Source organism: Imperialibacter sp. EC-SDR9 (genome assembly GCF_902498805.1).
Lineage (GTDB): Bacteria > Bacteroidota > Bacteroidia > Cytophagales > Cyclobacteriaceae > Imperialibacter.
Window position 1 is genome coordinate 34,912 of sequence record NZ_LR701598.1, and the last position, 24,414, is coordinate 59,325.

Below are 24,414 nucleotides of genomic sequence, written 5' to 3' on the forward strand. Positions count from 1 at the left end.
GCTAAAAGTTTTATTTAGTTTTGTCGCCCGTTTTTAAATTCATCTTGCACAATGAACTCACTGTTCCCCACCAGTTACTCAACTCTTTCCGCCCAGGCTTTGGGCAAGTATATTGAACAGGCTTACCATTGGCGTTCAGTGCACTGCGAATTGTTATTGCGTGGAGTGGGCGATACCTATGTGGTAAAAGCAGAGGGCCAAAAGTACATTCTCCGCATCTACCGCCACGATATCCGTTCTTATGAACAGGTGGCCGCTGAAGTCGAATTGCTTTTACAGGTAAAAGCTGCCGGAGTACCTGTTTCAGTTCCAATAGCAGATACCAAAGGGCGTTATATCCATGCGTTTGAGGCTGCTGAGGGAAAGAAATATGGCGTATTGTTCTCGTTTGCTCCTGGTAAAATTATCCCTGTTCTCAACGACGAGCAACTAAAAACACTGGGCTATGAAATGGCCCGGTTTCATGAAATATCTTCTGCCCTGATGCTTACCTATCCCCGCTGGACGTTCGATATCGAAACTACTTTGCAAAGGCCACTGAAAATGATCGACCCTTACTTTGCCGATAATAAAGAAGATTATCGCTGGCTACAGCAAGCAGCAGAAAAGGCATCAGCAGCCATTAAAGAAGTGAATGACTCATCTTTTTCCAAAGGCTACTGTCACTACGACTTCATGCCCAAAAACTTCCACATCGACGACAACGGGCAGTTCACCTTTTTCGATTTCGACTTTATGGGCTACGGCTGGCTGGTCAACGACATCATGACTTTCAAGGTCAGTCTGGATTTGGATGTACAATACGGTAAGCTAAAGAGAGAGGCAGCCAATGAGGCCTTTGCTACCTTCCTGAAAGCCTATCAGTCGCACAAGCCCGTGACTGAAGCAGAGCTTAGTATGATTCCGCATCTTTCGCTGGGCTTCTGGCTTTTCTACCTTGGCTTTTATACTACCCACGATCAGTTCCTGCCTCTGCTGCAGTCCCCTCACCTGGGGCGAAGGGTGCACATGATCAGGCAGATGACGGAACCGCTTGGCTACTGATCTGTCGCTATAACGGCCATTTTATCTCCTTCCCTGTTTCCATCGACCGGTAAATGGCTGTAAATATCTCCACGGTCTTCCTGCCTTCTTCGCCATCGACCATGGGTGGTCGGTCGTTGATGATCGCATCCACAAAGTCCTGGTTTTGGGCCCTGATGAAGTATTCGATGGGGTCTTCGCTGTGGAAAAGATCAACGTCTTCTTTTTCCCACTGTGCCACCAGGCTTTCTTCCCCTGGCACCGTCCAAAGGTCGGTTTTGGGTGGCTCTTGTACTTTAGAGATACCTGCGATAAACATCGCTCCTCCGTCGGTTTGTACACCTACGGATGCGCCATTGGAGCCGTGGATATGTACTTTTCCGTAAAGCCCAGGCTTTTGAGAATTGCTCAAAATGAGGTTGGCGATACCACCTCCTTTGAACTTAATGATCGCCACGGCAGTGTCGTCTACTTCAATGTACGGATGGTTGATATTGTTCCATACGCCATACAGCGATTCCATTTCTCCACCCATATACCACTGAAGCAGGTCGATTTGGTGCGGGGCCTGGTTCACCAGCACACCGCCTCCTTCGTGCTCCCAGCTACCTCTCCAGGGGTCACCTTTGTAGTAGTCTTCGCCTCTCCAGCCCAGTAGCTGAGCTATGCCCAGCGCAGGGCTGCCAATCTTGCCGGCATCAATCGCCTTTCTAATCCTTTGCGAAGCTGGCAAAATACGCCGTTGGCTCACCATGCCCAGCTTTTTGCCATATTTTTTTGATGCGGCGATCATGGCATCGCAGTCTTCGAGAGTGGAAGCCAGTGGCTTCTCTACCAGCACATGGGAACCTTCGCTCATGGCTGCCTCTACCGCTTCCAAATGGTTAGGATGCGGCGAGCACACCGTCACCATATCGAGCTTTTCAGCCGCAACCATGTCGGCAATATCCTGATAGGCTTTGGCCCCGTACTTCCCGGCAAAAGCCTCTCCTCTTTCCTTGCTTCGGCTGTGCACCGCCACGAGACTGGCGTTTTTGATATTCACAATGCCATCGGCATGCATGCATGCGGCTTTTCCACTTCCAACTACTCCTACTCTAATTTTCTCCATTTTTTCTTACGGCTTTAGCATCACTTTCATGAGGCCTTTTTCTTTGTTATACAATCGATCAAACCAGGCGGCACCTTCGGATAACGGCACCTCCGCCGACAAAATACTTGTTACATCCAGGCGGCCGGAAGCGATCAAATCCAGCACTGCCGGGTACTCTCCATTGATGGCGCACGATCCCTGCACTCTTATTTCCCGGGTAACTACCGACTGCACAGGAAAATTGATCGTGGGCGTTACGTTTCCAATCAATGTCACTTTGCCTCCTTTGCGAACAGCAGAGATACAGGTATTTACACTGTCCTCCTCTCCCACTACCTCAAAGACTACATCAGCCCCCCGTCCGTCGGTCAAGGCTTTCACCGTGTCCATCAACTTCGGGTCATTCGGCAGAAAAGAGTGGTCGGCACCCAGCTTTCTGGCAAGATCCAGCTTAAAGTCGTCGATATCTACAGCAATCACCTTCCGGCAACCTCTGATTTTTAGCAGCTGAAGCACAAACGAGCCAACCATACCTACACCCACCACAACCACAATATCGGTCATGGAGGGCTGGGTAATTTCAATGCCATGAAGCGCTACCCCTGCCGGTTCCACAAAAGCGGCCTGCGTGTATGAAATGGCATCGGGAAGTCTATAAAGAATGTGCTCAGGCAATACCACATATTCTGCAAAGGCACCATCTTTTCGGAAGTCTGGTGTAGACACGCCCACCACCATTTTACCATCACTGAGCTGGTAATGACCTTGCCGGGTAAACCAGTCATCTTTCTTAAAAATGGTAGAATCGAAAGTAACCCTGTCGCCCGCCTTCCAGTTGGCAACGTTGCTCCCCACTTCTGCTATTTCACCGGCAGCCTCATGCCCCATGATAACAGGTGGAAGCCTTCTTCCCGAGCTGCCATCCATACCATGAACATCGCTGCCACATATTCCTGCGGCTTTGACTCTCACCAGCACTTCGTTATCGGCGATCTTCGGGTCGGGCACTTCTTTATAAGTAAATTGATTGTAAGCTTCCAGCACAAGGGCTTTCATAGCAAAAGGGTGTTTAATGAGCTCATAAGATAAGGCAAATACCTATCAAGAGGCAATCCATGTATCACATTTTGCCCCGTCGATGGCTCAAGTTTATGCAATAGTTATATCTTTATTATTGCCAGCCAAAACAAGCCTGCTGATTAGGCATTATTTAAATATCCCATACTGAGAATCACTTTGCCAAATTCTCAAAAAAAGATTTAGATTTAAGGATTAGCTTAAAAATGACCCTATGAAGAAGATATCTACTTACTTACACTTATTATTTGCACTAGTATTCGCTGTTTCGGCAGCACAAGCTCAAACCAGCATTTCGGGCAAAATAACTGATGCTGCCAATGGCGACGGACTTGCCGGAGTCAACATCCTTGTGAAGGGCAAGGTGTTGGGCACGGTAACCGACATCAATGGTAACTTCAAACTCAGCGTCAGCGATGCGCCTCCTTTCACACTTCAAATATCCTACATAGGGTATACCACACAGGAGTTTGTGGTGAGCAATGCGGCCATGAGCAATATTGACATCAAAATGGAGGAACAAACGATGCTCGGGCAGGAGGTGGTCATTTCAGCCTCCCGTGTTGAGGAGAGCATCCTTGAATCTCCGGTATCAATCGAGAAAATGGATATCCTGGCAGTGCAGTCTACTGCCTCCGATAACTACTACAAGGGCATTGCTGCTTTAAAGGGTGTGGACGTTACCAGCAGCAGTATCAACTTCCAGATCATCAATACCCGGGGCTTTGCCAACACCGGCAACACCAGATTTGTGCAGCTTACAGACGGGATGGATACGCAGGCTCCTGCTCTCAATTTTCCAATTGGCAACCTCAACGGTCCGTCCGAGCTAGACGTCGAGAGTGTTGAGTTGATTCCAGGCGCCTCTTCTGCGCTATATGGCCCCAATGCTTTTAACGGAATCCTACTGGTTAACAGTAAGAGCCCCTTTGAATATCAGGGCGTGAGTGCCTTCTCAAAAGTGGGTGTTAACCATGTGGGAGGAGGGGAAAAATCAGGTCATGATGCCGCACCTCTTTATGAAGGCGCCCTTCGCTACGCCAAGTCATTCAATAACAAGTTTGCCTTCAAAGTAAACCTGGCTTATAGCAAGGCTGAGGACTGGCATGGTACCAGCGATGTAGACAGAGAAATAGCCAGAACACCTGAAGGCTTCAGCTCCAATCCAGGATCAGACAGGTTGCACTACATGGGCGACGAGGCTTCTATCAATCTCGCCATTTTCCCTCTCAGCGCCAACTGGAATGTGTTGGCCAGAAATGCCGTATTTGAGCCGGGTGTTTCCGCCCAGACCTACGCCGCCGCTGGCGATCTTCCGAGCAACGTGGTCTCTGTCACCCCATATAAGGAGGTTGATCTCATTGATTACGGCGCTGAAAACAAGAAAGCAAGTGTGGGGCTTTTTTATCGCCCCAACGATAGAATGGAATTGAGTTACCTCTTCAACGGAGGTTGGGGCACTAGTATCTACACCGGCGCTCAAAGGTATTCTCTAAACAACTTCGGCATTATGCAACACCGGCTGCAGTTACGAGGTGATAATTTTTATGTGCGTGCTTACACAACCAGAGAGAACTCAGGAGATTCTTATATCACGGAGTTTTTGGCAAAAAGGGTCAACGACCTGGCCGCTGCAAGGGTCAATCCTAACTTTGACGTTTCAAGCGCTTTGGGCAATTACGGTATAGAATACCTTAGATATCTGTACAATTCGGGTTACGCTCCGGGCGACGTCAATGCACTATCTGATGCTGAAAGGATTCAAGTGCAGCAAGCGGGCCATGCCTACGCAAGAGGTGTTTTCAATGACCTGTTTGTACTTGACCCCAATTCGAAGGAATTTCAGGACATAAAGAAAAGGGCTTTGGTTGGTGTGGTTCCAAAAGGACCGGGATTCAACGACCGTACGAACTTGTATCATGCAGAAGGTCAGTACGACTTCAAAAATGAGATCGATTTCATGGAACTGCAAGTTGGGGCGAGCTATAGGTTGTATGAGCTCAACTCTGGCGGAACGATTTTTGACGATGCAGATGCGCCCATCACCATTGCAGAACAGGGTATCTACACACAGTTTGGCAAGTGGATAGGCGAACGTAAAGTGAAACTATCAGGCTCTGTTCGCTACGATAAAAACCAGAACTTCAAAGGACGGGTGAACCCAAGGCTTTCAGCGGTTTGGAAGGTTAAAGAAAACCACAACCTGAGAGCGTCGTTCCAGACTGGATTTAGAATACCCACCACACAAGGCCAGCACATCGACCTTAGCATTATCAGTGCCAGGCTACTAGGAGGGCTTCCAAGATATGCTGAGAAGTACAATCTTACCGAAGTGTCAAGCACTGGAGTTCCACTGGGTTATGAAGGCTTTTCAGTTCAGAACTACGGCACAGCAGTATTCAATCAGGGGGCGACTCCGGCAGCAATCTTCAACCCGGCCAACATTGCCCTGTTGACGCCCGTAACGACTTTCAATCCAGTGAAACCAGAGCAGGTGAAATCGTTCGAAATAGGCTATAAAACGTTGATCCAAAACAAACTCCTGATCGATGCTGGCTATTATTATAATATCTATGATGATTTTATTTCTCAAATCAGAATAAGAAAAGCGACAGAGTACACCTCTGCCACTGCACCCAGCCCTGAACTGGTAGGCACACCCAATTATGCCACAATTCTGAACGGGACTGATCTGAATACTTTCCAGATTTACACCAATATTGATCAAACCGTAACATCGCAAGGCACTGCTATTGGGCTTACCTACAATTTAAGCAGGGGATATACCATTTCGGCCAACCATAGCTGGAACGTGCTGAACGATGTGCCGGAAAACTTCCTGGCCGAATACAACACACCAAAGCACAAAGTGAATGTGTCGTTTGCCAACCGAAAACTGACGGACATTATTGGTTTCAACGTGGCCATGAGATGGCAAACTGAGTTCGAATGGCAGTCGTCTTTCGTAGCACCAGCGTTCGGAATGGTGCCAGCTTACACCACGGTGGATGCGCAAATGAGCTTTAAGTTGCCCAATATCAAATCGATGCTGAAAGTTGGCGGTTCCAACATACTTAACACCTATTATATCCAGAGCTTAGGCGGCCCCAATATTGGCGCTATCTACTATGTGTCGCTCACTTTTGATGAACTAATGAATTAATCTAACAACAATTTGCCCTTAAAGGCTGTCTTTGATACGACAGCCTTTTTTATTTAAGCCCATGACTATGAAAAAGAATTATCTGCTCAGTTTCCTGTTTATTCTACTACTCGGCATCACCTCGTGCCAAAAAGACGACGACGGAGGACCATCGGTAAAGTATACGAACCTAACCGAGGCAACCTCATTCTTAAGCAGATCAGCCGGAGAATTGAAGACTTATGTTTCCGTCGCTGGCATTGACATCCCAACTGATAGGTTCATTTACAACGTAGACATCTACAAGATCACCTACGAGACAACTTATAAGGGGCAGACAATTACCGCTTCAGGAGTGGTCATTTTGCCCGATACGGAGGAGAAAGTCAGCATGATCAGCTTTCAGCATGGCACCATAGCCTCCAATGCCGAAGCCCCTTCATCTTCCTCTCTTCAAAGCACTTCTCTCATTCTTTACGCTGCTATGGCGAGTCCAGGATTCATTACGGTCGTTCCTGATTTCATTGGCTTCGGAGCATCGAAGGAGGTTCTACACCCATATTATGTAAAAGAAGCAACGGCAACGGCGGTTGTAGATGCGCTGAAAGCAGCTCACCAGCTGGCACAACAGGAAGGCATTAAGTTCGACACCCAACTTTTTCTGGCAGGCTACTCTCAGGGAGGGTATGCAACTATGGCAGCTCAACAGTCCATTGAAAATAATCCCCTCGACGGATTCGATCTACTTGCCTCGTTTCCCTCTTCGGGTGGCTACGACGTCAAAGGCATGCAGGAGTACTTCTTTGGTCTGGAAACCTACGACAATCCTTTCTTCCTGGCCTATGTGGCGCTGGCCTACCAAAACTATTACGATTGGACAGAACCTTTGTCCAACTTCTTCAACGAGCCTTATGCAACCGAAATTCCGACGCTGTTTGACGGTAGTAAAAGTGGCGGCCAGATCAACGAAGAGCTAAGCTACACAATAACGGATTTGGTACAGAGCGATTTGCTTGAGAACATCGATAGCAATCCGGACTATCAGTATTTGGTGGATGGCTTTAACGACAATGGTCTCACCGACTGGATACCAACTGTTAAAACTTACATGTTTCACGGCACAGCCGATGTAACCGTACCTTATCAGAACTCAGTGGATAGTTATAATAAGCTGATAGAAAATGGAACGCCAACGTCTGTACTCTCTCTGACTCCATTGGAAGGATTTACCCATTACACAGGCGTGGTTCCTTATGTAGAAGCTTTTGTTCCCTTGTTACTGGAATATCAATAAGAGAAAATAAAAAAGGCCGGATGATCCGGCCTTTTCTTTTTGCGCTAATGTTGTTTCCAAAATTATTGCGGTGGAGAAAGTACCCCGGCAATCACATGTACTCGGCCGTTTGAGTTTGTAGCAGCATCCGGTACAACAATCTCAGCATTGAAGCCACTTCCAGTAGCAGGATTGAAATCACTGTTGCTGTCGATGAAAATACCAACTCCTACCTGCTTGTTGGCTGAATTGTAGTAAAAATACAATGGGTTATAGTTGACTCCGTCCTTGGTCAAAGCACTATTATATTTTTTCCCTGTCGTAGAAGCAGTTGCATCTGTCAATGCTGCTGGAGTGACATCTGAAAGAACCACATGATTAGCAATAATTCCATACCATTGTTGGCCTGTAAACGTATTGGCAGTAATCTGTCCTGCCGTAAAAGTTTCATTGGTTGGCGCAAAAACTGTGTGAACGGTGCCTCCAGCCAGAATAGATGTAAGAGTAGGTAATTCATTTGCAGCTGCATACACATCAGCAAGGGTAATTCCTGCCGCCAAAGTGCTGAAAGGAGCACCGAGCAGCAAAGTTCCGGCGTTAGTACCCAAAATTGGTGTCAGCGAAGCACCCACAGAAGGTGGAATCAGTACTGTAGCTACCAAATGCACGACACCATTGGTCGCCTTCAAATCCGCCGACACGATCTCAATAGCCTGGTTTGTTGAGCCCGTTTTCAGTGTACCATCGGCATTCACAACAATTGCCTCTGTTTCTGCTGTTGTTACTGAGGTTCCCGCAGTCAAATCGGCTTTCAGCTTGGTGCCGGACACAACATGATAAGACAATACACCTTTTACGATTTCAGGGTTAATGTCTGTGATGTCTTTTGGGAACCCTGGCGTAGCAAGAAGGCTTTTGAAAGCAGTATTACTTGGCGCAAAAAGCGTGTATTCAGTAGAGCCGCCCAGCAACTCAATCAGATCAGGATATACACCTAAATATTTGACAAGGGAGTCAAGTGACTCTTCTTCATCGGCTCCAGAAGCCTGCTTGTATTTATCAGAGCTAATCAACTCTACAATGTCCATTGTTGGCTTCGCTTCTTCATCATCGCCACCGCAACCGGTGAAAACAAGGAGACCAAGCGCCATGGCTGGCAGGCTAAATATCTTCGCCCATTTAAGAATGTTCATTTTCATAACGTGTAGTTTATTGGTTCAAATCGAGATCGAAATATAGCAAGATTATTCAAACAAACGTTTGAAATGTGATAAAATAGTATGCATGACGAGTAGTTTGATCGTTCTACTCCACAACAACCGTCACTTCACGCATTTGTTCACGAGGCCACCAGCCTGAACAACTCAAAATATATCAGTTTCGAGCAGAAGTCATTTTCCTTAAAAGTAAGTATTCCTCAGGCGTAGCATATTCCTTACCTTGAGAGTAAACTAACACTAATCATTATGTCAACTATTAATGTTTATCTTAAAAGAAATGATCTGATTGATCGGAGACCTCCAGTATCGCTGAATATCACTCCATCGGTAGATCTAATTCCCAGGTATGGTTTAAAAGAATACAACCTGGGCAATATGTCCGTTCTCTCGTTTGAAGATCATATACTTGAAGGACGCCATATGGTTTTCACAAACATGATCATTCCTGCATTTTTTGATCAATCACCCATGGCGGCAAATGGAAGCAAAACTGAGGTTCACGGGCTTTTCCTTATTAACCTTGACAATTCTGGCGACAAAGCAAAGGCTTTTGTGGAAGACAAGGAAATTGGTCCTTTTGGGTGCCCAAAGAGACTTCTTACGCAAGAAGATGACAAAGCTTACTTCACATTTAACAACCAACGTTTTTACCCATTTATTATGACCGATTTCACCGTCGGCTATTACGTTTGTGATGGAAAGGCTGCCACAGGCAGTCAGCCTCCTTTGGCCTGGCCCGACTATTCGGAATACGAGATTGGGATAGCTCTCGACTCGCCGCTTACTTACGATGCAACGCTGGGGTTGTTCATCACCCGACAGGCTCGTGTGATTATTTGATGAAAGTTGGTATACAAAACTGAAAGAGGCTAGTACCCCGTGCAGACTAAACCAGCCCAGAAATGCGGATGGGCCGTGAGTTCATCCGCTTTTTCAATGTACTTTCTCTTAGCCATTGAAAGGCTCTCAGAGGCTAACTTTCCAGCCTTTAGTCCCAGATAGAATTGGTCAACCACCTGAGATGTTGTAGCGTCAGATAAATTCCATAGTGAAGCCACCACATTGGTCGCACCGGCCTGTTTGAATGCCCTCGCCAAACTGTAAGTTCCTTCACCTCGCACAATGGGGCCGTAAGCTGACTGGCAAGCAGTAAGCACAACCGTGTGTGCCTTCAATTGAAGTGGTGCTATTTCGAAACCATAAACCTGTGCCAATTCTCCCCCAGAGACAGAGTAACATTGTATTTTGTTTTCCAGGCGATCTTTGTCACTGGAGGTTGCGTGAAGACCGATGTGCACCAAGTCGTACTCTAGTTCCAAATCTTCCAGCATCTGCTCCCTGGTCACCTGCTCATTTTCTCTCACTGTTAAATTAGTACCTTCAAAAACCCTGGCAATGGAAGCCAATTCTTTTCCGGTACCTGGCAGAGAGCTTAGCTGAAATTTCCCTCTGGTGAATGAATACCCAAGAATTTTGTCAAACGATCTGACATACGCTTTATTCCCCAGCTGGTATACCCGAAGGCTGGGTGCGTAATGTATATTATGCTTTTTAACAAGATAATCTGCATCCCGGTAGCTTCTTGAACTGTCTGGGGCCAGCACTTCAAATGGAAGGTGATCCAACGACCCGTCAGGGATAATCAGCAAGTTGTGTTTTAAGCTTTGCAGTGGCTCGATCAGCTTTAAATATAACTGCGACGACGCCACAGCAAAAGCTCTTTTTGCCACATCATTTTTTCTATCCGGCATGATTTGCAGCTGATCAGTTAATATACTCAGCGCATCAACGAAGGAATCATCTACTTCCAATCTTTCAAATTGAACGAAGCCTCCATATCTCAAAAAGTATACATGCTTGTCGTTCATAAAATACTGCACTATGGTCGTTTGTCTTTCATCAGCTAATTGGCTGAAATAATCATAAGACTTCGAACTCACCTTGTATTTGGCTTTGTAATATTCCGGATATTCTTTCTCCATCACCTGATAGTACTGATCAGCTTGACGCAGGAGACCTGCCAGTTCAGGGGAGTCATATGCATTGCTTTGTTTCAATGCGGCAATTCTGGCCTTCAGTTGCAGTTCTTGATCTCTAAACGACTCTGGTACATCAGAAAAATAGTCGTGGTTCCTGGCGAGCAAATCCTGGTAGACAATTAATCCCTTGCTTCTTTCCATAAACAAATGCGCCTGACTCAGGAACGTTGTATCGCCTGTTGACTTATATAGGTAGTAGCTAGTTTCGATACCCCCCGAATAAATCAAACTCCCCTGGCGTAAAAACATCAGCAGCGCATCCTCTTCTACTACCCTTATTTGTTGAAACATCAACGAATCTATGATCTGATATAATTCAAACGATCGAAGCAGGCTTCTTTCGTCAGAAATATTGCTCTTGTACCTATCAAGTTGTATTTCAGCCAATTGCCGATAGTTAACAAAATTAAAGGCATGACCAGCGATTTCCGGCCCAATGATGTCATCCCAAGAAACATCCTCTCCTCTGAATGATGTAAAATAGGTCAGGGAATTGAAGATTGAAGCTTCCGCTTTTTCAAATTCCCCAATCGATCTATAAAGGTCAGTGAGCACAAAATTAGCCTCCCCTACCTGCACTATGTCTGCCAACTTTTGTCTGGAAAAATGAGCGACGGCTCTTTCGTAAGCGCCAATACTCGCCTGAACGTTTCCTCTCAAGAAGTGATAAAAGCCATACAAGCGGTCGGTACTCACTACAGCGCTATTGGCAAACCGAGCAGGCAAACGCTCAAGTCGTGACATGTGATACCGAAACAAGGAATCGTTGTTGACGATCATTTCATGTAGGGCTCTTTCCCTCAACAGCTTAGCCAGGCTAACGGTGTCTCCGTGCAATTGGATTTTTTCGTCCGCCAACTGATAATAGTAAGTGGCCGAATCGAATTTCTCCATTCGTCGCATCAGTGTTGCCTTCAGTATAAGCAACTCATGCAGGTTCTTGTTACGAGGCTTTTGCCTTAGACCCTCTTCCGTGTAGCCAAGGGCCGCCACGAAATCCCTGTTGGTAATAGCCACTTCTGAAAGTTGCACGAGAAGCCTCGGTATGTGGGGTGACAGTTCCTGAAATTCACCAGCCATGTCAAGCGCCTCCTTGTAGTAATAATATGACGAGTCAGTTTCGCCGTGCACCATCTGATGGCACCAGGCAAGTTGCTCCAGCATAGTAAAATATTCGAAAGTCCCCTTTTTGTCGTCAGATCGAAGTAAGGCACCAACATGGTAAAAGTTCTTAAGTCCCGAACGGCCATTTCTGGTTTCAGCAATGCCCTGAAGGAGGCTTTCCGATACCTTTTGGCTGACAGTAGTAGCCTCCGGCAGTCCGGTTGGAAGAATGCTTAGCGTATCACTCGCCAGGAAACGGCATAGTTCCCTGTTGATGGAAGCATACACTTTTTCCTCAGGCCCTGATACTTTTACCAGGCTATCGTACAGTTCATAAGCCTGCTGGTATTCTCCTGCGTTCCTTTGTTGATCGGCTAGCGAAATAGAGGGCGAAAAACTGTGTGTAGACGACAGATTCTGTTCAAGCTCTCTGTTTTCCTCAGGGCTGCAAGCTGCCGTAAGAGCAAAGATCAGCACTACCAAAGCTTGCTTGCATCGCAGGCTGTAGAAGCTTTTTTTTATCAAAGAAACAAAAGCATTTCCCCCACCTGAAAAGCATTTACTGTTGGCGTCCGTCATAGAACCGGTCTCCCGAGGTATTTAGTTAGGTATAATTGCACACAGTTGCTTTGGAAAAGTAAAGTTTAGGGATCGTGAAAGCAAAGGTGGTATTGGAAATTGTGCATTAACAGGTTTGCCAGACAAAAAAACGAGTTTAAAATGCTTACATTCCAATAGTAAAAGCAAGCGTATGCTTCATGCCCGAAGAACATTCATTAAGAAATCTGTTGCTGCTTCGCTGGCCGGAATGCTGCCGTTTGATCAATTCGTTCTATCTATGCCTCTTCAAGACACATCTTACATCGACTATCAGGCCTCTCAGCGCAAAAAACTGCTTGGGCTGTTGGGAGACTTACCCACCCAGCATACGCCCAAGCCTCCGCAACTAGTTAGAAAAGAAAAGCGCAACGGCTACACCCTGGAGCACCTGGAGTTCGACTTCAACGGGCTGGAAAAGGTGCCTGGTATCCTGCTCGTGCCCGACAACCTGAAAAGCAAAGCACCCTGCATGCTCTACTGCCATGCCCACTTTGGCACCTATGAAGTGGGAAAAGAAGAACTACTCAACGGCCGAACTGTGATGCCGGCCTATGCCGAAGTATATGCGCAAAAGGGCATCATGACGCTGGCCATCGATAGCTGGTGCTTTGGCGAAAGGAACCGGTTGAAAAATGGTGCATTTGGTGAGGCCGACACCTTCAAGGAAATGCTATGGAAAGGGCAGACCCTTTTCGGTATGATGCTTTGGGATGAAATGAAAGCCCTCGACTACCTGCTGGCCCGGCCGGAAGCCGACGCCAGCCGGGTGGGTGTGTTCGGGCTTTCTATGGGCGCTACCAAAGCCTGGTGGCTGGCGGCGCTCGACACCCGCATCACCACCTGCCTCGACCTCTGCTGCCTCACCGACTTTGATGAGCTGATGAAAATCGGCAATCTCAGCGGCCATGGCATCTACTACTATGTACCTTCGTTGCTCAAGCATTTTTATACCAGCACCATCAATGAACTCATTGTTCCCCGCCCTCACCTCAGCCTCAATGGCCGGCTGGACCTGTTGACACCACCCGCTGGAGTGGAAAAGGTGAGATATTACCTGCTGCCGCTGTATAAGCAGCGTGGCCGGGAAGAAGATTGCCTCATCGAGCTCTTTGATTGTCCGCATGAAGAGCTGCCTGAGATGCGGAAGCTGGTGGTGGGGTGGTTGGATAAGTATTTGGTGAGGGGGTGAACAAGCTCAAATTCTTCGGTAATTGCGAGTCACTAGTCCAAATTTCACGTCAGCAGATTGTTTTTGTGACGTGGCAATCTGTCAGAGGTGACTGCTAACTCGAACAGATTGCCACGGCTGTTGGTGTTAGGTGATTTATGTAATATTTATCGGCAGCCTCGCAATTACCGCTTGTGGAGAATGATTTGAAGAACAACCTCAGCAATGCCCCTAATCCTCCTCCCTAAACTCCAAAATATCCCCCGAATGGCATTCAAATGCGTGTTTGAGACTAATAGTTCACAAAATGTGAACTATTTAATTTATCTTTGCTGTTGCAGATATGAGGGTTCACCTGATCAAGAAAAAGACAATTGAAAACTATGTGGCTGTTCACTCGCAGTTCAGACATAGTTTTACAAATTGGCTGGAAAAGTTAAAGTTTGCCGATTGGAGTGAACCAGGAGACATTAAGAGCACATTCAATGCAGCAGATTTGTTAGGCAATGGCAGTAGCAGAGTAATATTTAATATCGCTGGCAACAATTGCAGGATGATATGCAAATATGCTTTTGGAAGTAGCACAACCCACCTGTTTGTATGCTGGATTGGCACTCACGCCGAGTATGACAAACTCTGCAAAAGCAATTTACAATACACCGTTAGCAGCTTTTAGCGATATGGAAACTTTAAAATACACGGTAATTAAAAGTGATCACCAGTACCACAAATACTGTGCACAACTGGAAGATCTCCTGGATTCAAATCAAAATGCCAATATTGCCGACGAGATAGATCTGCTCACACTGTTGATAGAAAAGTATGACGAAGAGAACAACACCTTTGATGAGACTGACCCGGTAAGCCTCCTCCGCTCTTTCATGGAAGAACAAGAAATGAAATCAAAAGACCTTGTTGATCTTTTGGGTATAAGCAAAGGCTATGTCTCTGATATTTTAAACTATAAAAAAGGGATGTCGAAAGAAGTGATCCGCAAGCTCTCTACTCATTTCAAAGTAAGGCAAGAGGCTTTTAACCGGCCCTATCCTTTGTTCGGCACAAAGGCAACTGTGCAAAAGCATGCCAGCCTCGCCAACTAATTCTCTTCCCTGAATTCCAAAATATCTCCCGGCTGGCACTTCAGTATTTTACAAATAGCTTCCAGCGTAGAAAACCGCACTGCCTTCGCCTTGCCAGTTTTGAGTATGGAAAGATTGGCTTCAGTGATACCCAGCCTGTCAGCCAAATCCTTGGAACGGATCTTCCGTTTGGCCATCATTACATCGAGGTTGACTATGATCGGCATCAGATAGTAAGTTCGTTTTCCTGCTGAATTTCCTGTCCTTGTTCGAAGGCTACGCCCAGCACCATAATGATGAGGCCCAATAGAAATATGGTGAAGTCAAAAGACGAGCCTGAAACAACCTTTAGTCCCTCAAACGGGTAATTATATTCAAGCCACCACACCATGGCCTTCGCCACCAACCAATTGATAAATGGGGCAATCACAATCAGCAAACCGAGCAATTTCACTCTTTGTATATTGTCCTTATTGAAAGAGTTGCTTCTTCTCACGTCGTTGATAATGCTTTTGAAAACAAAGAGCACATAGGTCAGGTATCCAACAGACAGGTACACAATCGAAAGTAGTAGTGCTTTCAAGCCTCCGTCAATGGGTTGGCTTAATTTCATAGTGTCTACCCTGATTTTGAACGATTCGGGAATACTGTTCGCCAGGGTTTCGCCAAGGCTTTTCTGCAATTCATCCGACTGCACCCTGAGATGGGGTTCGCTCATCTCGTAATACCTGCCTTCCTTCATAGTCACCAGAGAAACAGTGCCTACGGCCACGCCCAGCCACAGCAACAACATAAGGAAGGTGATGACACCCTGAGCGATATTGAGTTTTTTCATATCATCAATTTTACAACTACAAGCTATTTAAGAATTGAATAGAACCGTCTAAAAAGCGCTCTTCCTAAATTGTCAGTTCGTTTTCCTCCTGTATTTTCTGGCCCTGCTCGAAGGCTACGCCGAGCACCACAATCAGCAGTCCAAGTATGAACACCGGCCAGCCCAGATTGGCGTCTGTTTCCAGGGTCATTCCTTCGAAATGAAATCGACTATCGATCCAAAAAGAGAAAAAAACATTGAGCATCCACTCTCCCAAAGGAGCAAGCACAACCAGCGTACCGATAAGCTTCACTCTCTTGCTACTGCTCAGGTTGAACGGTGTCCCCTTCATTACGTCATGAATGATCGTTGCTATGAGCCAAAGTATCCAGAGCATATAGCCCGACACCATGAACATCATTGCAATTACAATCAGTCTTAGATTGAGATGTACCGGCAGCCTCATTTCCAGCGTTTCCACAGAAAGCAGCATGGGCTTATCCGGCACAGGCAACTGCGACCTCAACACTTCCTGCAATTGATCCGATTTGATTACCCAATGCGGCTGTTCAATCTCGATAAACACCCCTTCCTTCATCGACGCAATGAAGATGGTAACGAACACCATCCCTAAAATCAGCAAGCCCATGCTGGCTTTAATAATGATGCGAATGATGCGAAGCTTATTCATGTTATGCGAAAATTAATTATTGATAAACAATAATAATATATCTTTTATTAATGTCAAATAATATTGAGGAAATTCATACTTCGTCAAAATGAGGTATAAGGGACTCAAATGAAAAACTGCATTCAAAGGAAACAAAAAAGGCCTGCCCCAAAGAGCAGACCTGAAACCATAAATCGAGTGAAAACCAGTTCCTACCTGAACAGCATCGGTGCAAACTGCGACAGGTAAACCCGCCAGTTTCGCCAGATATGGCCACCTTCGCTTTCGACATATTCATATTTCATTCCCATACTGTCGAGCTTTGCACGGTACTCCTCGTTGGCTTTGTAAAGGAAGTCTGTTTTGCCGATGGCGACCCAGTAAAGCTTATAGCCATTGTCCATTTGCTTCTTCAGTGTACCGTCGAAGTCGGAATACACTTTGCCTGTGGCATCGTCTCTCGACATGATAGCGGCTGAGAACAGTCCCACATAATCAAACGTGTTAGGGTAATAGCGTGATATATGTAAAGAATGAAAGCCACCCATGGAAAGGCCGGCAATGGCCCGGTTGGCTTTGTCTGCCTTCACCCTGTAGTTGGCTTCAGTGAATTTGACGATGTCCATAAAGTTGGCCTCGTAAGTACCGTCCATTGTCTTTGCAACCATGAACTGCGGCTTATAGAACCCCTCACTACCCTCGCCCGGCGCAGCGTCCTGGATCACATTGCCATTGGGCATCACCACAATCATAGGTTTTACTTTGTCTTGTGCAATCATGTTGTCCATGATTTGCGCAGTACGGCCCAGCGCTAGCCACGCTTCTTCGTCGCCACCGGCGCCATGCAACAGATACAGCACGGGATATTTCTCTGTCGATTTTTCGTACCCTGGCGGTGTATAAATAGTGAGCCTACGGTCCATTTTCAGTCCCGGCGAATCATACCAGCGACGGGTTACGGTACCATGTGGAATATCCATCACTTTATAAAGGTCGGCCTGTCCTCCGCCAATGATGAACAAATTGGTAAGCGAAGCCACATCCCTGATGATGAACGGATTGCTTGGATCGATTGTCCTCAAACCATCTACGATGAAGGAATAGTTATATAACTCTGAGCTCAATGGACCTGTTTTATACGACCAGACTCCGTTTTCATCTTTGGTCAGCAAAGCGCTGCCTGGTGCGTCAAACTCGCCCCTTTCTGTTTTTATTTTCACTGTCGGCAAAAAGTCACCTGTCACCTTAACCGTGTCGGCATTGGGTGCCATAAACCGAAACGTGACTGAATTATCAGGGAGGATTTCCGGCGAAACAATCTGTTGTCCGCCAAACAGCGACTGCTGGGCGTAGGAACCAAACCCAATAAGGGTTGTAAACAGGATAAGTAAGAGCTTGTTATTTTTCATTTTTATGATTTTTTAAACGTCGGTTTCTATTTAAATAATAATGGAGCAAAGTCTCTGAGGTTTCGCCTCCACTCCCTGAAAGTGTGGGCGTAGCTGCCATTTTCGTATTCGTATTTGATTCCAAAGCCATCAAACATGGCCATCATATTGAGGTTGTTCTGGTAGGCGATGTCGGCTTCACCCCCCATAAAGATTTTAAACTTCTTAAAGTTGTTGATCTCCTTGTTGGTCATCACGTCCGCATACTTTTCTTTGATCTCAGCAATATTCGGAGGGAAGTAGCCAGTGCTCAAAGGAAACACATAGGCAAATAAATCGGGGTGCCAAAGGGCTAGGTTAACCGTTTGGATGCCTCCCATGGAAAGCCCGGCAATGGCCCTGTGTTCTCTTTTGGCAGAAACCGGATAAGTCTTTTCTACAAAGGGAATGATGGACTGCACAAAGTCTCTGCAAAACGGATCCTGCTGATCGCCGGCACCCATAAAGAAGCCCTGGATGTGGGTGTGGCCAGCAGGCATTACCACAATCATGGGTTCAAGCTTCCCCTGAGCATAGAGGTTGTCGAGAATCAGGTTGGCCCGGCCGGCCGTCGTCCAGCTGGCGTCATTGTCGCCACCGCCGTGGAGCAGGTACAGCACAGGCAGCTTCTGCGTTTTGCTGATTTGGTCATAGTTGGGTGGCAGGTACACATGCAGCCGACGGGTAACGCCGTCCAGTGCACTTGATTTGTACCAAACGATCTCCACTTTTCCATGCGGTACGTCTTTGAGTGCCTGAAAATCGTTGCCTGCCCCTTCTATCTCAAATATATTCGAATAACCACTGTTGCTTTCCTTTGACCTGGGGTTTTTGGGATCAAAAACCTTCAGTCCGTCCACCGTAAAGTCGTAGGTATAAACATCGGGCAGCAGTGCTTCGCTGGTCGTCGCCGACCATACGCCCTGCTCGTCCTTTTGCAAAACCAATCCTGGGAAGCCCCCGGGAAAGTCACCGCTTACCTTTACCTCAGAGGCTTTAGGCGCATAGATACTTAAAGCCACTTTACCGCTCTTCAATTGGCGAACTGATTGAAGGGTATCGTTGGGTGTTGGCTCCCTGGCTGGGAATTGGGCATATAAACTACCGGCGTACATCAACACGGCCAGTAAGAAGATCCATTTGTTCATTGGTAGCATCGTTTATCCACGTCGCCCGTTCAGGGTCCCTTTCAGGAGACCCCAGACCGGGCTCCATGGTGTTAGTTCACTTAAAAAGTACTGGCGCAAACTGCGACAGGTAAATGCGCCAATTGGTCCAGGTGTGGCCGCCGGTGCTTTCTACATACTTGTACTGAAAGCCATGCTCGTCGAGCGTATCCCTGAGGTTCACCACGCTATCGTACAGAAAGTCGTCCTTGCCACAGGCGATCCAGTATACTTTTGGGTTGGCTTTCTTCAGTGCATCAATGTCCTTACCACGGCCTTCTCCATTGGCAGGCAGACCAAAGGGGCTGTCTTTCACAAAACCCATGCTCATCACACAGATGTAGTCGAACATGGTCGGGTTGTCGAACGTGGTATTAAGTGTTTGCCAGCCACCCATGCTCAGGCCAGACAAGGCACGGTTTTCTTTGCCCTTCTTCGCCCGATAATGACTTTCAACATACGGCACCACATCCTTCACCAGGCTCTCCTCAAATTTCTTATTGGCCATACCAAAGCCGCCCTGGCCTTCCTGGATCGGGAGTTTGGCAGGTGCCTCAATACCTGCCGCAGTCTGATCTGGGTTGCCGTTGGTCATCACCACAATCATAGGTTTGGCCTGGCCGGAGTTGATCAGGTTGTCCATGATGGTAGGCGTCAGCCCCAGTTCTGTCCAGGCATCCTCATCGCCGCCACCGCCGTGCAGCAGGTAAAAGACAGGGTAGGTCTCTTTGCTGTTGTTTTCGTATCCTGGTGGGGTGTACACATACATGCGGCGGGTAAGCCCCAGTGTAGGCGACTCATACCAAACCTTGCTCACCATGCCCTTGGGGCCGTGCTTGGGTTCGTACAGGTCGGAGCCCTTGCCTTTGATCATGAAGAAACTGATGTTGCGCACACCGTCTCTTTTCACCAGGGCATTGGAGGCATCGAGCGTGTATACACCATCGACAGTAAAGTTGTAACCGTACAACTCAGGCTCCAGCGGGCCAATAGTGACTGCCCAAAGGCCGGTATCGCCTTTTACCAGCGGTTCCGAATTGCCCTGGCCCATCCAATCGCCGCTAAGCGAGATGGTATTGGCATTGGGGGCATATACACGAAAGGTGACCTTGTTATCGGCATGGACTTCGGGCGACACCACCGGGTTGCGGCGAAACTGTGCCGATATTGTATGAGCAAGGCCAAGGGAAAGGCCCAGCGCAAGGAGAAAGCTCCAGGCCTTCCTATTTAGTAATTGTTTCTTCATTGGTATGTAGTTTAAGTATGGCGGATTGCCGCCCGTTACTTAAAGGTAGTGGTTTCATTGTGTCGATACAACACAATTTATTCGCCAGACTAAAAATTGACCTCAACTGATTCAAGTGTCCACTTGGATCAAATTCATTGAAGCGTCTCGCTTCTACTACGCCATTTTAAAACTCGATATCCAAAAGACCTCTTTTTTCCACCGCATGGTCAGCTACACTGCAAAACCAAATTTGCTTTAGCAGATTGGCGCTCAAAAGTTTCAACGTTGGGGAACACGGTGGTGGTGAGGCGCCGAAAAAGACCCATATACCTACACTACCAGAAGAGACAATTGCGGGATGAAAGAATGCTTTCTAAGAAATATGATGCAGACTTAAGTAGCTAGGCGATTTCCCTGCTATGCGCCACCTCATTGGCTTTGACAGATCTGACCTGATTGCCTTTGAGCGTTTCCACACTTCGGGTTTTACCCATCAGGGTGAAAAACTCTACTTCATACCCCTTCCGGTTGTCATGAATCATCACAACAGTGCCAATATCGCCCTTAACAAGACCTCGCTCAGGCAAATCTTCCTTCAAAACTACTCGGTCAAAATTCTCTATCATCGCTAATAAGGATATGCAGTTACTAATTTAAGAAAATTGGCTTCTTTTTCCTTGAACCAAACACTTTTAATCAACACAGATTCCCCGTTTGGAGTTTCGATGTACCCTGTTAAAATGTATTTCAAGCCAAAAGGTGTTATTTCCTGCGCATTTGAAGACTGAAATTGTTCGAAGTGGGCTAACAGGGCATTCTCAAAAGCTTTCCAATGATTCACCTGAAAGCCATGCTTGATGAAAAAGTAGGCTTTGGAACTTCCATCAGGATGGTCGGTATTAAGCAGATATCTAGTGATCTTTTCTTTCTCAACAATTACTTTCAAGAGGAGTATTTCTTTTTCTCTTATTTGAAGAGATTAATTTATCGAAATTTCAAATAAACAGTAAATTTAACAATGTCAATAACCTTTTTTTTTAGAGTCAAAGAAAAAGGTAACGCCATTGATAAAGGCGGTGGTGAGGTGGGTGTGGTAGGTGACAAGGTCCGAGCGAGACGCTCGAACCAGCGGAGCGAGGTACTAAACATTGAACAACCAGTACATGAATCAAAAGAGTCGAAGTGAATTTGCCATCTACTATGGTTTAGGCTGCATCCTGATAGCCTTTGGAGGCATCGGCGTTAGCGGTTATTGGGGCTATCAAATCGCCACCGACCAGGCCGACTTTTCCTGGGGCATTCTCGCCATGCTGCTTGCGATGATCGCTACCACCGGATCACTGGGCTGGGTACTGATTCGGAGGGGAGATGGTGGTTGATTTGTGCTGGGATAGAGTCCGAGCTACAAGATTGGGTCAACAGGATAGATTTGAAGGTCCGAGCGAGACGCTCGAACCAGCATGAATTAAATTTCACCTTTCGTAAACTTTAAAAAATATGAGATTCTTCACTTTCTTTCAAAACAAGCAATCTGAATCGAGGGTAATAACTTTAAAAGTTGATGTAATTGATCCAGAAGTATTAGCAAAATGCGAAAAGTATCGTTACGTCAACTTATGGATAAAACCCCAATCTTCTCAAATCAAGATTTTTGCCCCAAATACAATCGGTGGGTCAGGGTTTATTGGATTGGTTCCGAGCGAATACGATATGAGAATAAAGCAACATCTTTCCAACAACGGGTCAAAAAGCTATGAAGCTAAAATCCAAAATATTCTTGCGAATACATGCACAATTACTATTCAATTAACTTGATGCCGCCATACCTTTACTTTAAAAAAGGCCTTATCATCTGGATGATATGAACTGCCCAACATCCACTAGTCCGTGTGATAATTTTCAACCAGTCACTGCCAAATATTAAGCAATTTTCCTACTATGCGCCACCTCATTGGATTTGACGGATCTGACCTGACTGGCTTTAAGCGTTTCCACGCTTCGTGTCTTGCCCTTTAGTGTGAAAAATTCAACTTCATAGCCTTTTCCGTTATCATGAATCATCACAACAGTGCCAATATCACTCTGCATCCCGCACGTTTTCTCCCTGGTCTGTCCCCCGACAGACCTGCCCTTCACTCGTTTCTTATACATCCCGTCAGAGGACAGGACATGGTATCGATGTACCCATTCTCGCTGACAAAAAATGTTAACCCCCTCCTATCAATAATTCCCCTATTATCCTCCATATTCACGCAAAAATTGACTCATCCTTCATCGCTTTTAACCTGTACCTTTCTATGAGAAGTTTTCTAACCAAAATCGCAGCGGCGGCCATTACATCAATTGTATCGCTGTCGGGAGTCAATGCCCAAATGATCATGGAAATAGATCCATCGCTGAGCACCAAAGCACAGCCTCAGCAAGTCAGGTATAAAGGCATGAAAGCAGTACCCTTCTACTATTTTGACGAGTATAAAATCGTTCATTCAAAGGCTGGCTGGCTTACCACCAATAGCAGAAGCAATATGCAGGGCACTATTTCTTCCTCCAGCCAGCAGCTGGCTTTCACGATGATTAATAATGCTGGAGACACCGCCGTCGTCAACATGTCGAAAGACGGACTGGTACAAAGCTCCCAAAACTCCTGGTTCCCCAACATTACCATGTCGCAAGGGTCTCGGAACATCACGGCACTCATTACTTCCAGCGCCGACACACTTACCTGGGGACTAGCGGCCTCTGTGGCCAACGGCGTTTTCACCGGGGCTATCAAAACAGATACGGAGGAATTCAAGCTGGTTCCCGTGAAGCGGATGGACAATGGTAAAGTAGCGCCATTTACTCTTTGGGTAGGCTTTGCTATCTACAAGGGAGACGTTGAAATTGGTGCCGTGCAGGCTACTCCCAAGCGAAATGTCTGGATATCGTCTGATTTGCCAGCTGATCAAAAGCTGAAAATGGCAGCTGCCTGCCTGTCCATGATTATTGAAGAGCAAAATGAATGGCTGGTGAACTAGCAGTAACAATGAGAGGCTCCCGGGCTGAAATACTCCTATTTAAATAGTGGCTTTTAGTCGAGGCCACTCCCTCCACAGGTTCCTGCCAATTTGCAGTGTAGTGTTGGGCTGTCTGGGGACAGCCCAAGGGGGTAGAAGATACTGATATTGTCTCAAATCATACTGTGTACAGACTATCTCCTTATTATTCAAAATTTCCCCTGAACTTGCGTAACTTTGACGCATTAAACACTAAACATAGTATGAAACGTTATTTCCCCTTAGGCTTTGTTATTTTACTGGCGCTCGTCATCGGCTTTACGGCCTGTAGCACCAAAACCAGGTCAACTGAAGAAACTGCCGACTCAATCGCCACTGTACAGGCTGAGCCCACCTCTTTCGGAGGCCTGGCACTCTACACCGTGCGTGACTCGATGGCCACGGATCCTAAAGCTACACTGAAGGTAGTTGCCGATGCGGGATACGCTTACATAGAGGCTGCCAACTACGAATATGGCAAATTCTACGGCATGGCTCCAGCCGATTTCAAAGCCTACCTTGCAACACTCGGCCTGACTGCGAAAAGTGCTCATATGGGCATGGTAACCATGGAAAATGCAGACCAGCTGATCGCCGACTGCAAAGGTGCTGGCATCGAATACTTCGTGATTCCTGTGCCGCCTATGGGCATGTTCACTTTCAACAGAGAAACCATGACAATGGGTATGAAAGGCACACCTGCTGACATAGCAGATATCCTGAATACCCTTGGAGAAAAATGTAAGGCAGCAGGCCTGAAGCTGTTGTACCACAACCACAACTTTGAGTTTATGCCAGGAGAAGATGGCACTGTGCTGATCGACTACCTGCTGGAAAATTGCAACGCCGACGTTGTGAACTTCCAGATGGACCTTTTCTGGGTTGCCAAAGCAGGCGCTGATCCGCTTGCCTACTTTGAGAAGTATCCAGGGCGTTTCAAAGCATGGCACGTGAAGGACATGAACGCTGAAGGCAATTTTGCACCGGTAGGCACAGGAAGCATTGACTTTAAGAAAATACTGGCCGCCAAAGCTCAGTCAGGTATGGAGTTCTACATGGTGGAGCAAGATGCCACCTTCGGTCTGCCTCCCTTTGAGGCGATTAACATCAGCCACAAAGGCCTGGCTGAAATCGGATTCAAATAAAACATGACCAGCTTCAGTGTCCTCTTCGTGAGGCTCTGAGTGAAAGCCAAGTATCAGAAGCGAAAAGCCAGCCGCAAGGTTGGCTTTTCTTTTACCCGAATGCGTCCTAAA

The 24,414-nt window shown here is 46.6% G+C and carries 24 protein-coding genes; 11 read left to right on the top strand and 13 right to left on the bottom strand.

The features are described 5' to 3' along the window. The first annotated feature begins 51 nt into the window (after window positions 1-51). Window positions 52-1,044: a phosphotransferase enzyme family protein gene (locus tag GC130_RS20365; protein WP_152000198.1), complete on the top strand. Its 993-nt coding sequence runs from the start codon at window positions 52-54 to the stop codon at window positions 1,042-1,044. A gap of 7 nt (window positions 1,045-1,051) precedes the next feature. Here GC130_RS20365 and GC130_RS20370 read toward each other — a convergent pair whose 3' ends face one another. Both GC130_RS20370 and GC130_RS20375 read right to left on the bottom strand, forming a co-directional pair. Next, entirely contained in the window at window positions 1,052-2,134 is a 1,083-nt protein-coding gene (locus GC130_RS20370) for a Gfo/Idh/MocA family protein (protein ID WP_152000199.1), read from the bottom strand. Window positions 2,135-2,140: 6 nt separating this feature from the next. Continuing rightward, entirely contained in the window at window positions 2,141-3,172 is a 1,032-nt protein-coding gene (locus GC130_RS20375; RefSeq protein ID WP_152000200.1) for a galactitol-1-phosphate 5-dehydrogenase, read from the bottom strand. Window positions 3,173-3,407: 235 nt separating this feature from the next. Between GC130_RS20375 and GC130_RS20380 the strand changes: the two genes are divergently transcribed. Beyond that, on the top strand, window positions 3,408-6,356 hold the full coding sequence (locus tag GC130_RS20380) for a TonB-dependent receptor domain-containing protein (protein ID WP_152000201.1): 2,949 nt from the start codon (window positions 3,408-3,410) through the stop codon (window positions 6,354-6,356). A gap of 67 nt (window positions 6,357-6,423) precedes the next feature. After that, the gene (locus tag GC130_RS20385) at window positions 6,424-7,629 is read left to right on the top strand and encodes a S9 family peptidase (protein WP_193217928.1); all 1,206 of its coding nucleotides are present in this window, start codon (window positions 6,424-6,426) and stop codon (window positions 7,627-7,629) included. Window positions 7,630-7,691: 62 nt separating this feature from the next. Here GC130_RS20385 and GC130_RS20390 read toward each other — a convergent pair whose 3' ends face one another. Continuing rightward, window positions 7,692-8,807 carry a fasciclin domain-containing protein gene (locus tag GC130_RS20390; RefSeq protein ID WP_152000203.1) on the bottom strand — a complete coding sequence of 372 codons (1,116 nt, stop codon included), beginning with the start codon at window positions 8,805-8,807 and terminating at the stop codon, window positions 7,692-7,694. A gap of 267 nt (window positions 8,808-9,074) precedes the next feature. Here GC130_RS20390 and GC130_RS20395 point away from each other — a divergent pair, with 267 nt between their 5' ends. Beyond that, on the top strand, window positions 9,075-9,668 hold the full coding sequence (locus GC130_RS20395) for a hypothetical protein (protein ID WP_152000204.1): 594 nt from the start codon (window positions 9,075-9,077) through the stop codon (window positions 9,666-9,668). A 29-nt stretch (window positions 9,669-9,697) separates the two neighbouring features. Here GC130_RS20395 and GC130_RS20400 read toward each other — a convergent pair whose 3' ends face one another. Continuing rightward, window positions 9,698-12,496, bottom strand: coding sequence for a CHAT domain-containing protein (locus GC130_RS20400; protein WP_201621284.1), 2,799 nt, complete (start codon window positions 12,494-12,496; stop codon window positions 9,698-9,700). Window positions 12,497-12,722: 226 nt separating this feature from the next. On the opposite strand from GC130_RS20400, the gene GC130_RS20405 reads away from it, so the two are divergent. The 3 genes from GC130_RS20405 (at window position 12,723) to GC130_RS20415 (ending at window position 14,839) form a co-directional block, all read left to right on the top strand. Then, complete coding sequence (locus GC130_RS20405; protein ID WP_152000206.1) at window positions 12,723-13,760, top strand: dienelactone hydrolase family protein; 1,038 nt, start codon at window positions 12,723-12,725, stop codon at window positions 13,758-13,760. Window positions 13,761-14,082: 322 nt separating this feature from the next. Further along, the gene (locus GC130_RS20410; RefSeq protein WP_152000207.1) at window positions 14,083-14,415 is read left to right on the top strand and encodes a type II toxin-antitoxin system HigB family toxin; all 333 of its coding nucleotides are present in this window, start codon (window positions 14,083-14,085) and stop codon (window positions 14,413-14,415) included. Between the two features lie 4 nt (window positions 14,416-14,419). After that, window positions 14,420-14,839 (top strand): type II toxin-antitoxin system HigA family antitoxin, encoded by a 420-nt coding sequence (locus GC130_RS20415; RefSeq protein ID WP_152000208.1) that lies wholly within the window; start codon window positions 14,420-14,422, stop codon window positions 14,837-14,839. On the opposite strand, the gene GC130_RS20420 is transcribed toward GC130_RS20415, so the two are convergent. The 8 genes from GC130_RS20420 to GC130_RS20455 form a co-directional block, all read right to left on the bottom strand. Continuing rightward, a complete protein-coding gene (locus GC130_RS20420) occupies window positions 14,836-15,045 on the bottom strand; it encodes a helix-turn-helix transcriptional regulator (protein WP_152000209.1) in 210 nt (69 codons plus the stop codon). The genes GC130_RS20415 and GC130_RS20420 overlap by 4 nt on opposite strands. After that, on the bottom strand, window positions 15,045-15,653 hold the full coding sequence (locus tag GC130_RS20425; RefSeq protein WP_152000210.1) for a DUF2975 domain-containing protein: 609 nt from the start codon (window positions 15,651-15,653) through the stop codon (window positions 15,045-15,047). Before GC130_RS20425 ends, GC130_RS20420 begins: the two co-directional genes overlap by 1 nt. Before the next feature lie 64 nt (window positions 15,654-15,717). Next, window positions 15,718-16,323 (bottom strand): DUF2975 domain-containing protein, encoded by a 606-nt coding sequence (locus GC130_RS20430; RefSeq protein ID WP_152000211.1) that lies wholly within the window; start codon window positions 16,321-16,323, stop codon window positions 15,718-15,720. Between the two features lie 191 nt (window positions 16,324-16,514). Then, complete coding sequence (locus tag GC130_RS20435) at window positions 16,515-17,711, bottom strand: esterase (RefSeq protein WP_152000212.1); 1,197 nt, start codon at window positions 17,709-17,711, stop codon at window positions 16,515-16,517. A 26-nt stretch (window positions 17,712-17,737) separates the two neighbouring features. Continuing rightward, entirely contained in the window at window positions 17,738-18,877 is a 1,140-nt protein-coding gene (locus GC130_RS20440) for an esterase (RefSeq protein ID WP_152000213.1), read from the bottom strand. Window positions 18,878-18,953: 76 nt separating this feature from the next. Next, the gene (locus GC130_RS20445) at window positions 18,954-20,141 is read right to left on the bottom strand and encodes an esterase (protein ID WP_152000214.1); all 1,188 of its coding nucleotides are present in this window, start codon (window positions 20,139-20,141) and stop codon (window positions 18,954-18,956) included. A gap of 383 nt (window positions 20,142-20,524) precedes the next feature. After that, complete coding sequence (locus GC130_RS20450; protein WP_152000215.1) at window positions 20,525-20,749, bottom strand: DUF4926 domain-containing protein; 225 nt, start codon at window positions 20,747-20,749, stop codon at window positions 20,525-20,527. A 2-nt stretch (window positions 20,750-20,751) separates the two neighbouring features. After that, complete coding sequence (locus GC130_RS20455) at window positions 20,752-21,069, bottom strand: DUF6883 domain-containing protein (protein ID WP_152000216.1); 318 nt, start codon at window positions 21,067-21,069, stop codon at window positions 20,752-20,754. A gap of 217 nt (window positions 21,070-21,286) precedes the next feature. Between GC130_RS20455 and GC130_RS20460 the strand changes: the two genes are divergently transcribed. Then, window positions 21,287-21,502, top strand: coding sequence for a hypothetical protein (locus GC130_RS20460; RefSeq protein ID WP_152000217.1), 216 nt, complete (start codon window positions 21,287-21,289; stop codon window positions 21,500-21,502). 118 nt (window positions 21,503-21,620) lie between these two features. Next, window positions 21,621-21,938 (top strand): hypothetical protein, encoded by a 318-nt coding sequence (locus GC130_RS20465; RefSeq protein ID WP_152000218.1) that lies wholly within the window; start codon window positions 21,621-21,623, stop codon window positions 21,936-21,938. Between the two features lie 105 nt (window positions 21,939-22,043). Here GC130_RS20465 and GC130_RS20470 read toward each other — a convergent pair whose 3' ends face one another. Further along, entirely contained in the window at window positions 22,044-22,274 is a 231-nt protein-coding gene (locus tag GC130_RS20470; protein WP_152000219.1) for a DUF4926 domain-containing protein, read from the bottom strand. A gap of 146 nt (window positions 22,275-22,420) precedes the next feature. Between GC130_RS20470 and GC130_RS20475 the strand changes: the two genes are divergently transcribed. Continuing rightward, entirely contained in the window at window positions 22,421-23,140 is a 720-nt protein-coding gene (locus tag GC130_RS20475) for a hypothetical protein (protein ID WP_152000220.1), read from the top strand. A 242-nt stretch (window positions 23,141-23,382) separates the two neighbouring features. Next, window positions 23,383-24,303 carry a sugar phosphate isomerase/epimerase gene (locus tag GC130_RS20480; protein WP_152000221.1) on the top strand — a complete coding sequence of 307 codons (921 nt, stop codon included), beginning with the start codon at window positions 23,383-23,385 and terminating at the stop codon, window positions 24,301-24,303. Window positions 24,304-24,414 lie beyond the last annotated feature (111 nt).

Excerpts from the sequence above, each read along its gene's own strand:
- GC130_RS20470 (WP_152000219.1), bottom strand. The coding sequence starts at position 22,274 with ATGTATAAGAAACGAGTGAAGGGCAGGTCTGTCGGGGGACAGACCAGG.
- GC130_RS20445 (WP_152000214.1), bottom strand. The coding sequence starts at position 20,141 with ATGAAGAAACAATTACTAAATAGGAAGGCCTGGAGCTTTCTCCTTGCG.
- GC130_RS20385 (WP_193217928.1), top strand. The coding sequence starts at position 6,424 with ATGAAAAAGAATTATCTGCTCAGTTTCCTGTTTATTCTACTACTCGGC.
- GC130_RS20465 (WP_152000218.1), top strand. The coding sequence starts at position 21,621 with ATGAGATTCTTCACTTTCTTTCAAAACAAGCAATCTGAATCGAGGGTA.
- GC130_RS20480 (WP_152000221.1), top strand. The coding sequence starts at position 23,383 with ATGAAACGTTATTTCCCCTTAGGCTTTGTTATTTTACTGGCGCTCGTC.
- GC130_RS20475 (WP_152000220.1), top strand. The coding sequence starts at position 22,421 with ATGAGAAGTTTTCTAACCAAAATCGCAGCGGCGGCCATTACATCAATT.
- GC130_RS20365 (WP_152000198.1), top strand. The coding sequence starts at position 52 with ATGAACTCACTGTTCCCCACCAGTTACTCAACTCTTTCCGCCCAGGCT.
- GC130_RS20460 (WP_152000217.1), top strand. The coding sequence starts at position 21,287 with ATGAATCAAAAGAGTCGAAGTGAATTTGCCATCTACTATGGTTTAGGC.
- GC130_RS20410 (WP_152000207.1), top strand. The coding sequence starts at position 14,083 with ATGAGGGTTCACCTGATCAAGAAAAAGACAATTGAAAACTATGTGGCT.
- GC130_RS20450 (WP_152000215.1), bottom strand. The coding sequence starts at position 20,749 with ATGATAGAGAATTTTGACCGAGTAGTTTTGAAGGAAGATTTGCCTGAG.
- GC130_RS20405 (WP_152000206.1), top strand. The coding sequence starts at position 12,723 with ATGCTTCATGCCCGAAGAACATTCATTAAGAAATCTGTTGCTGCTTCG.
- GC130_RS20395 (WP_152000204.1), top strand. The coding sequence starts at position 9,075 with ATGTCAACTATTAATGTTTATCTTAAAAGAAATGATCTGATTGATCGG.
- GC130_RS20435 (WP_152000212.1), bottom strand. The coding sequence starts at position 17,711 with ATGAAAAATAACAAGCTCTTACTTATCCTGTTTACAACCCTTATTGGG.
- GC130_RS20415 (WP_152000208.1), top strand. The coding sequence starts at position 14,420 with ATGGAAACTTTAAAATACACGGTAATTAAAAGTGATCACCAGTACCAC.
- GC130_RS20380 (WP_152000201.1), top strand. The coding sequence starts at position 3,408 with ATGAAGAAGATATCTACTTACTTACACTTATTATTTGCACTAGTATTC.
- GC130_RS20370 (WP_152000199.1), bottom strand. The coding sequence starts at position 2,134 with ATGGAGAAAATTAGAGTAGGAGTAGTTGGAAGTGGAAAAGCCGCATGC.
- GC130_RS20430 (WP_152000211.1), bottom strand. The coding sequence starts at position 16,323 with ATGAATAAGCTTCGCATCATTCGCATCATTATTAAAGCCAGCATGGGC.
- GC130_RS20425 (WP_152000210.1), bottom strand. The coding sequence starts at position 15,653 with ATGAAAAAACTCAATATCGCTCAGGGTGTCATCACCTTCCTTATGTTG.
- GC130_RS20375 (WP_152000200.1), bottom strand. The coding sequence starts at position 3,172 with ATGAAAGCCCTTGTGCTGGAAGCTTACAATCAATTTACTTATAAAGAA.
- GC130_RS20420 (WP_152000209.1), bottom strand. The coding sequence starts at position 15,045 with ATGCCGATCATAGTCAACCTCGATGTAATGATGGCCAAACGGAAGATC.
- GC130_RS20440 (WP_152000213.1), bottom strand. The coding sequence starts at position 18,877 with ATGAACAAATGGATCTTCTTACTGGCCGTGTTGATGTACGCCGGTAGT.
- GC130_RS20390 (WP_152000203.1), bottom strand. The coding sequence starts at position 8,807 with ATGAAAATGAACATTCTTAAATGGGCGAAGATATTTAGCCTGCCAGCC.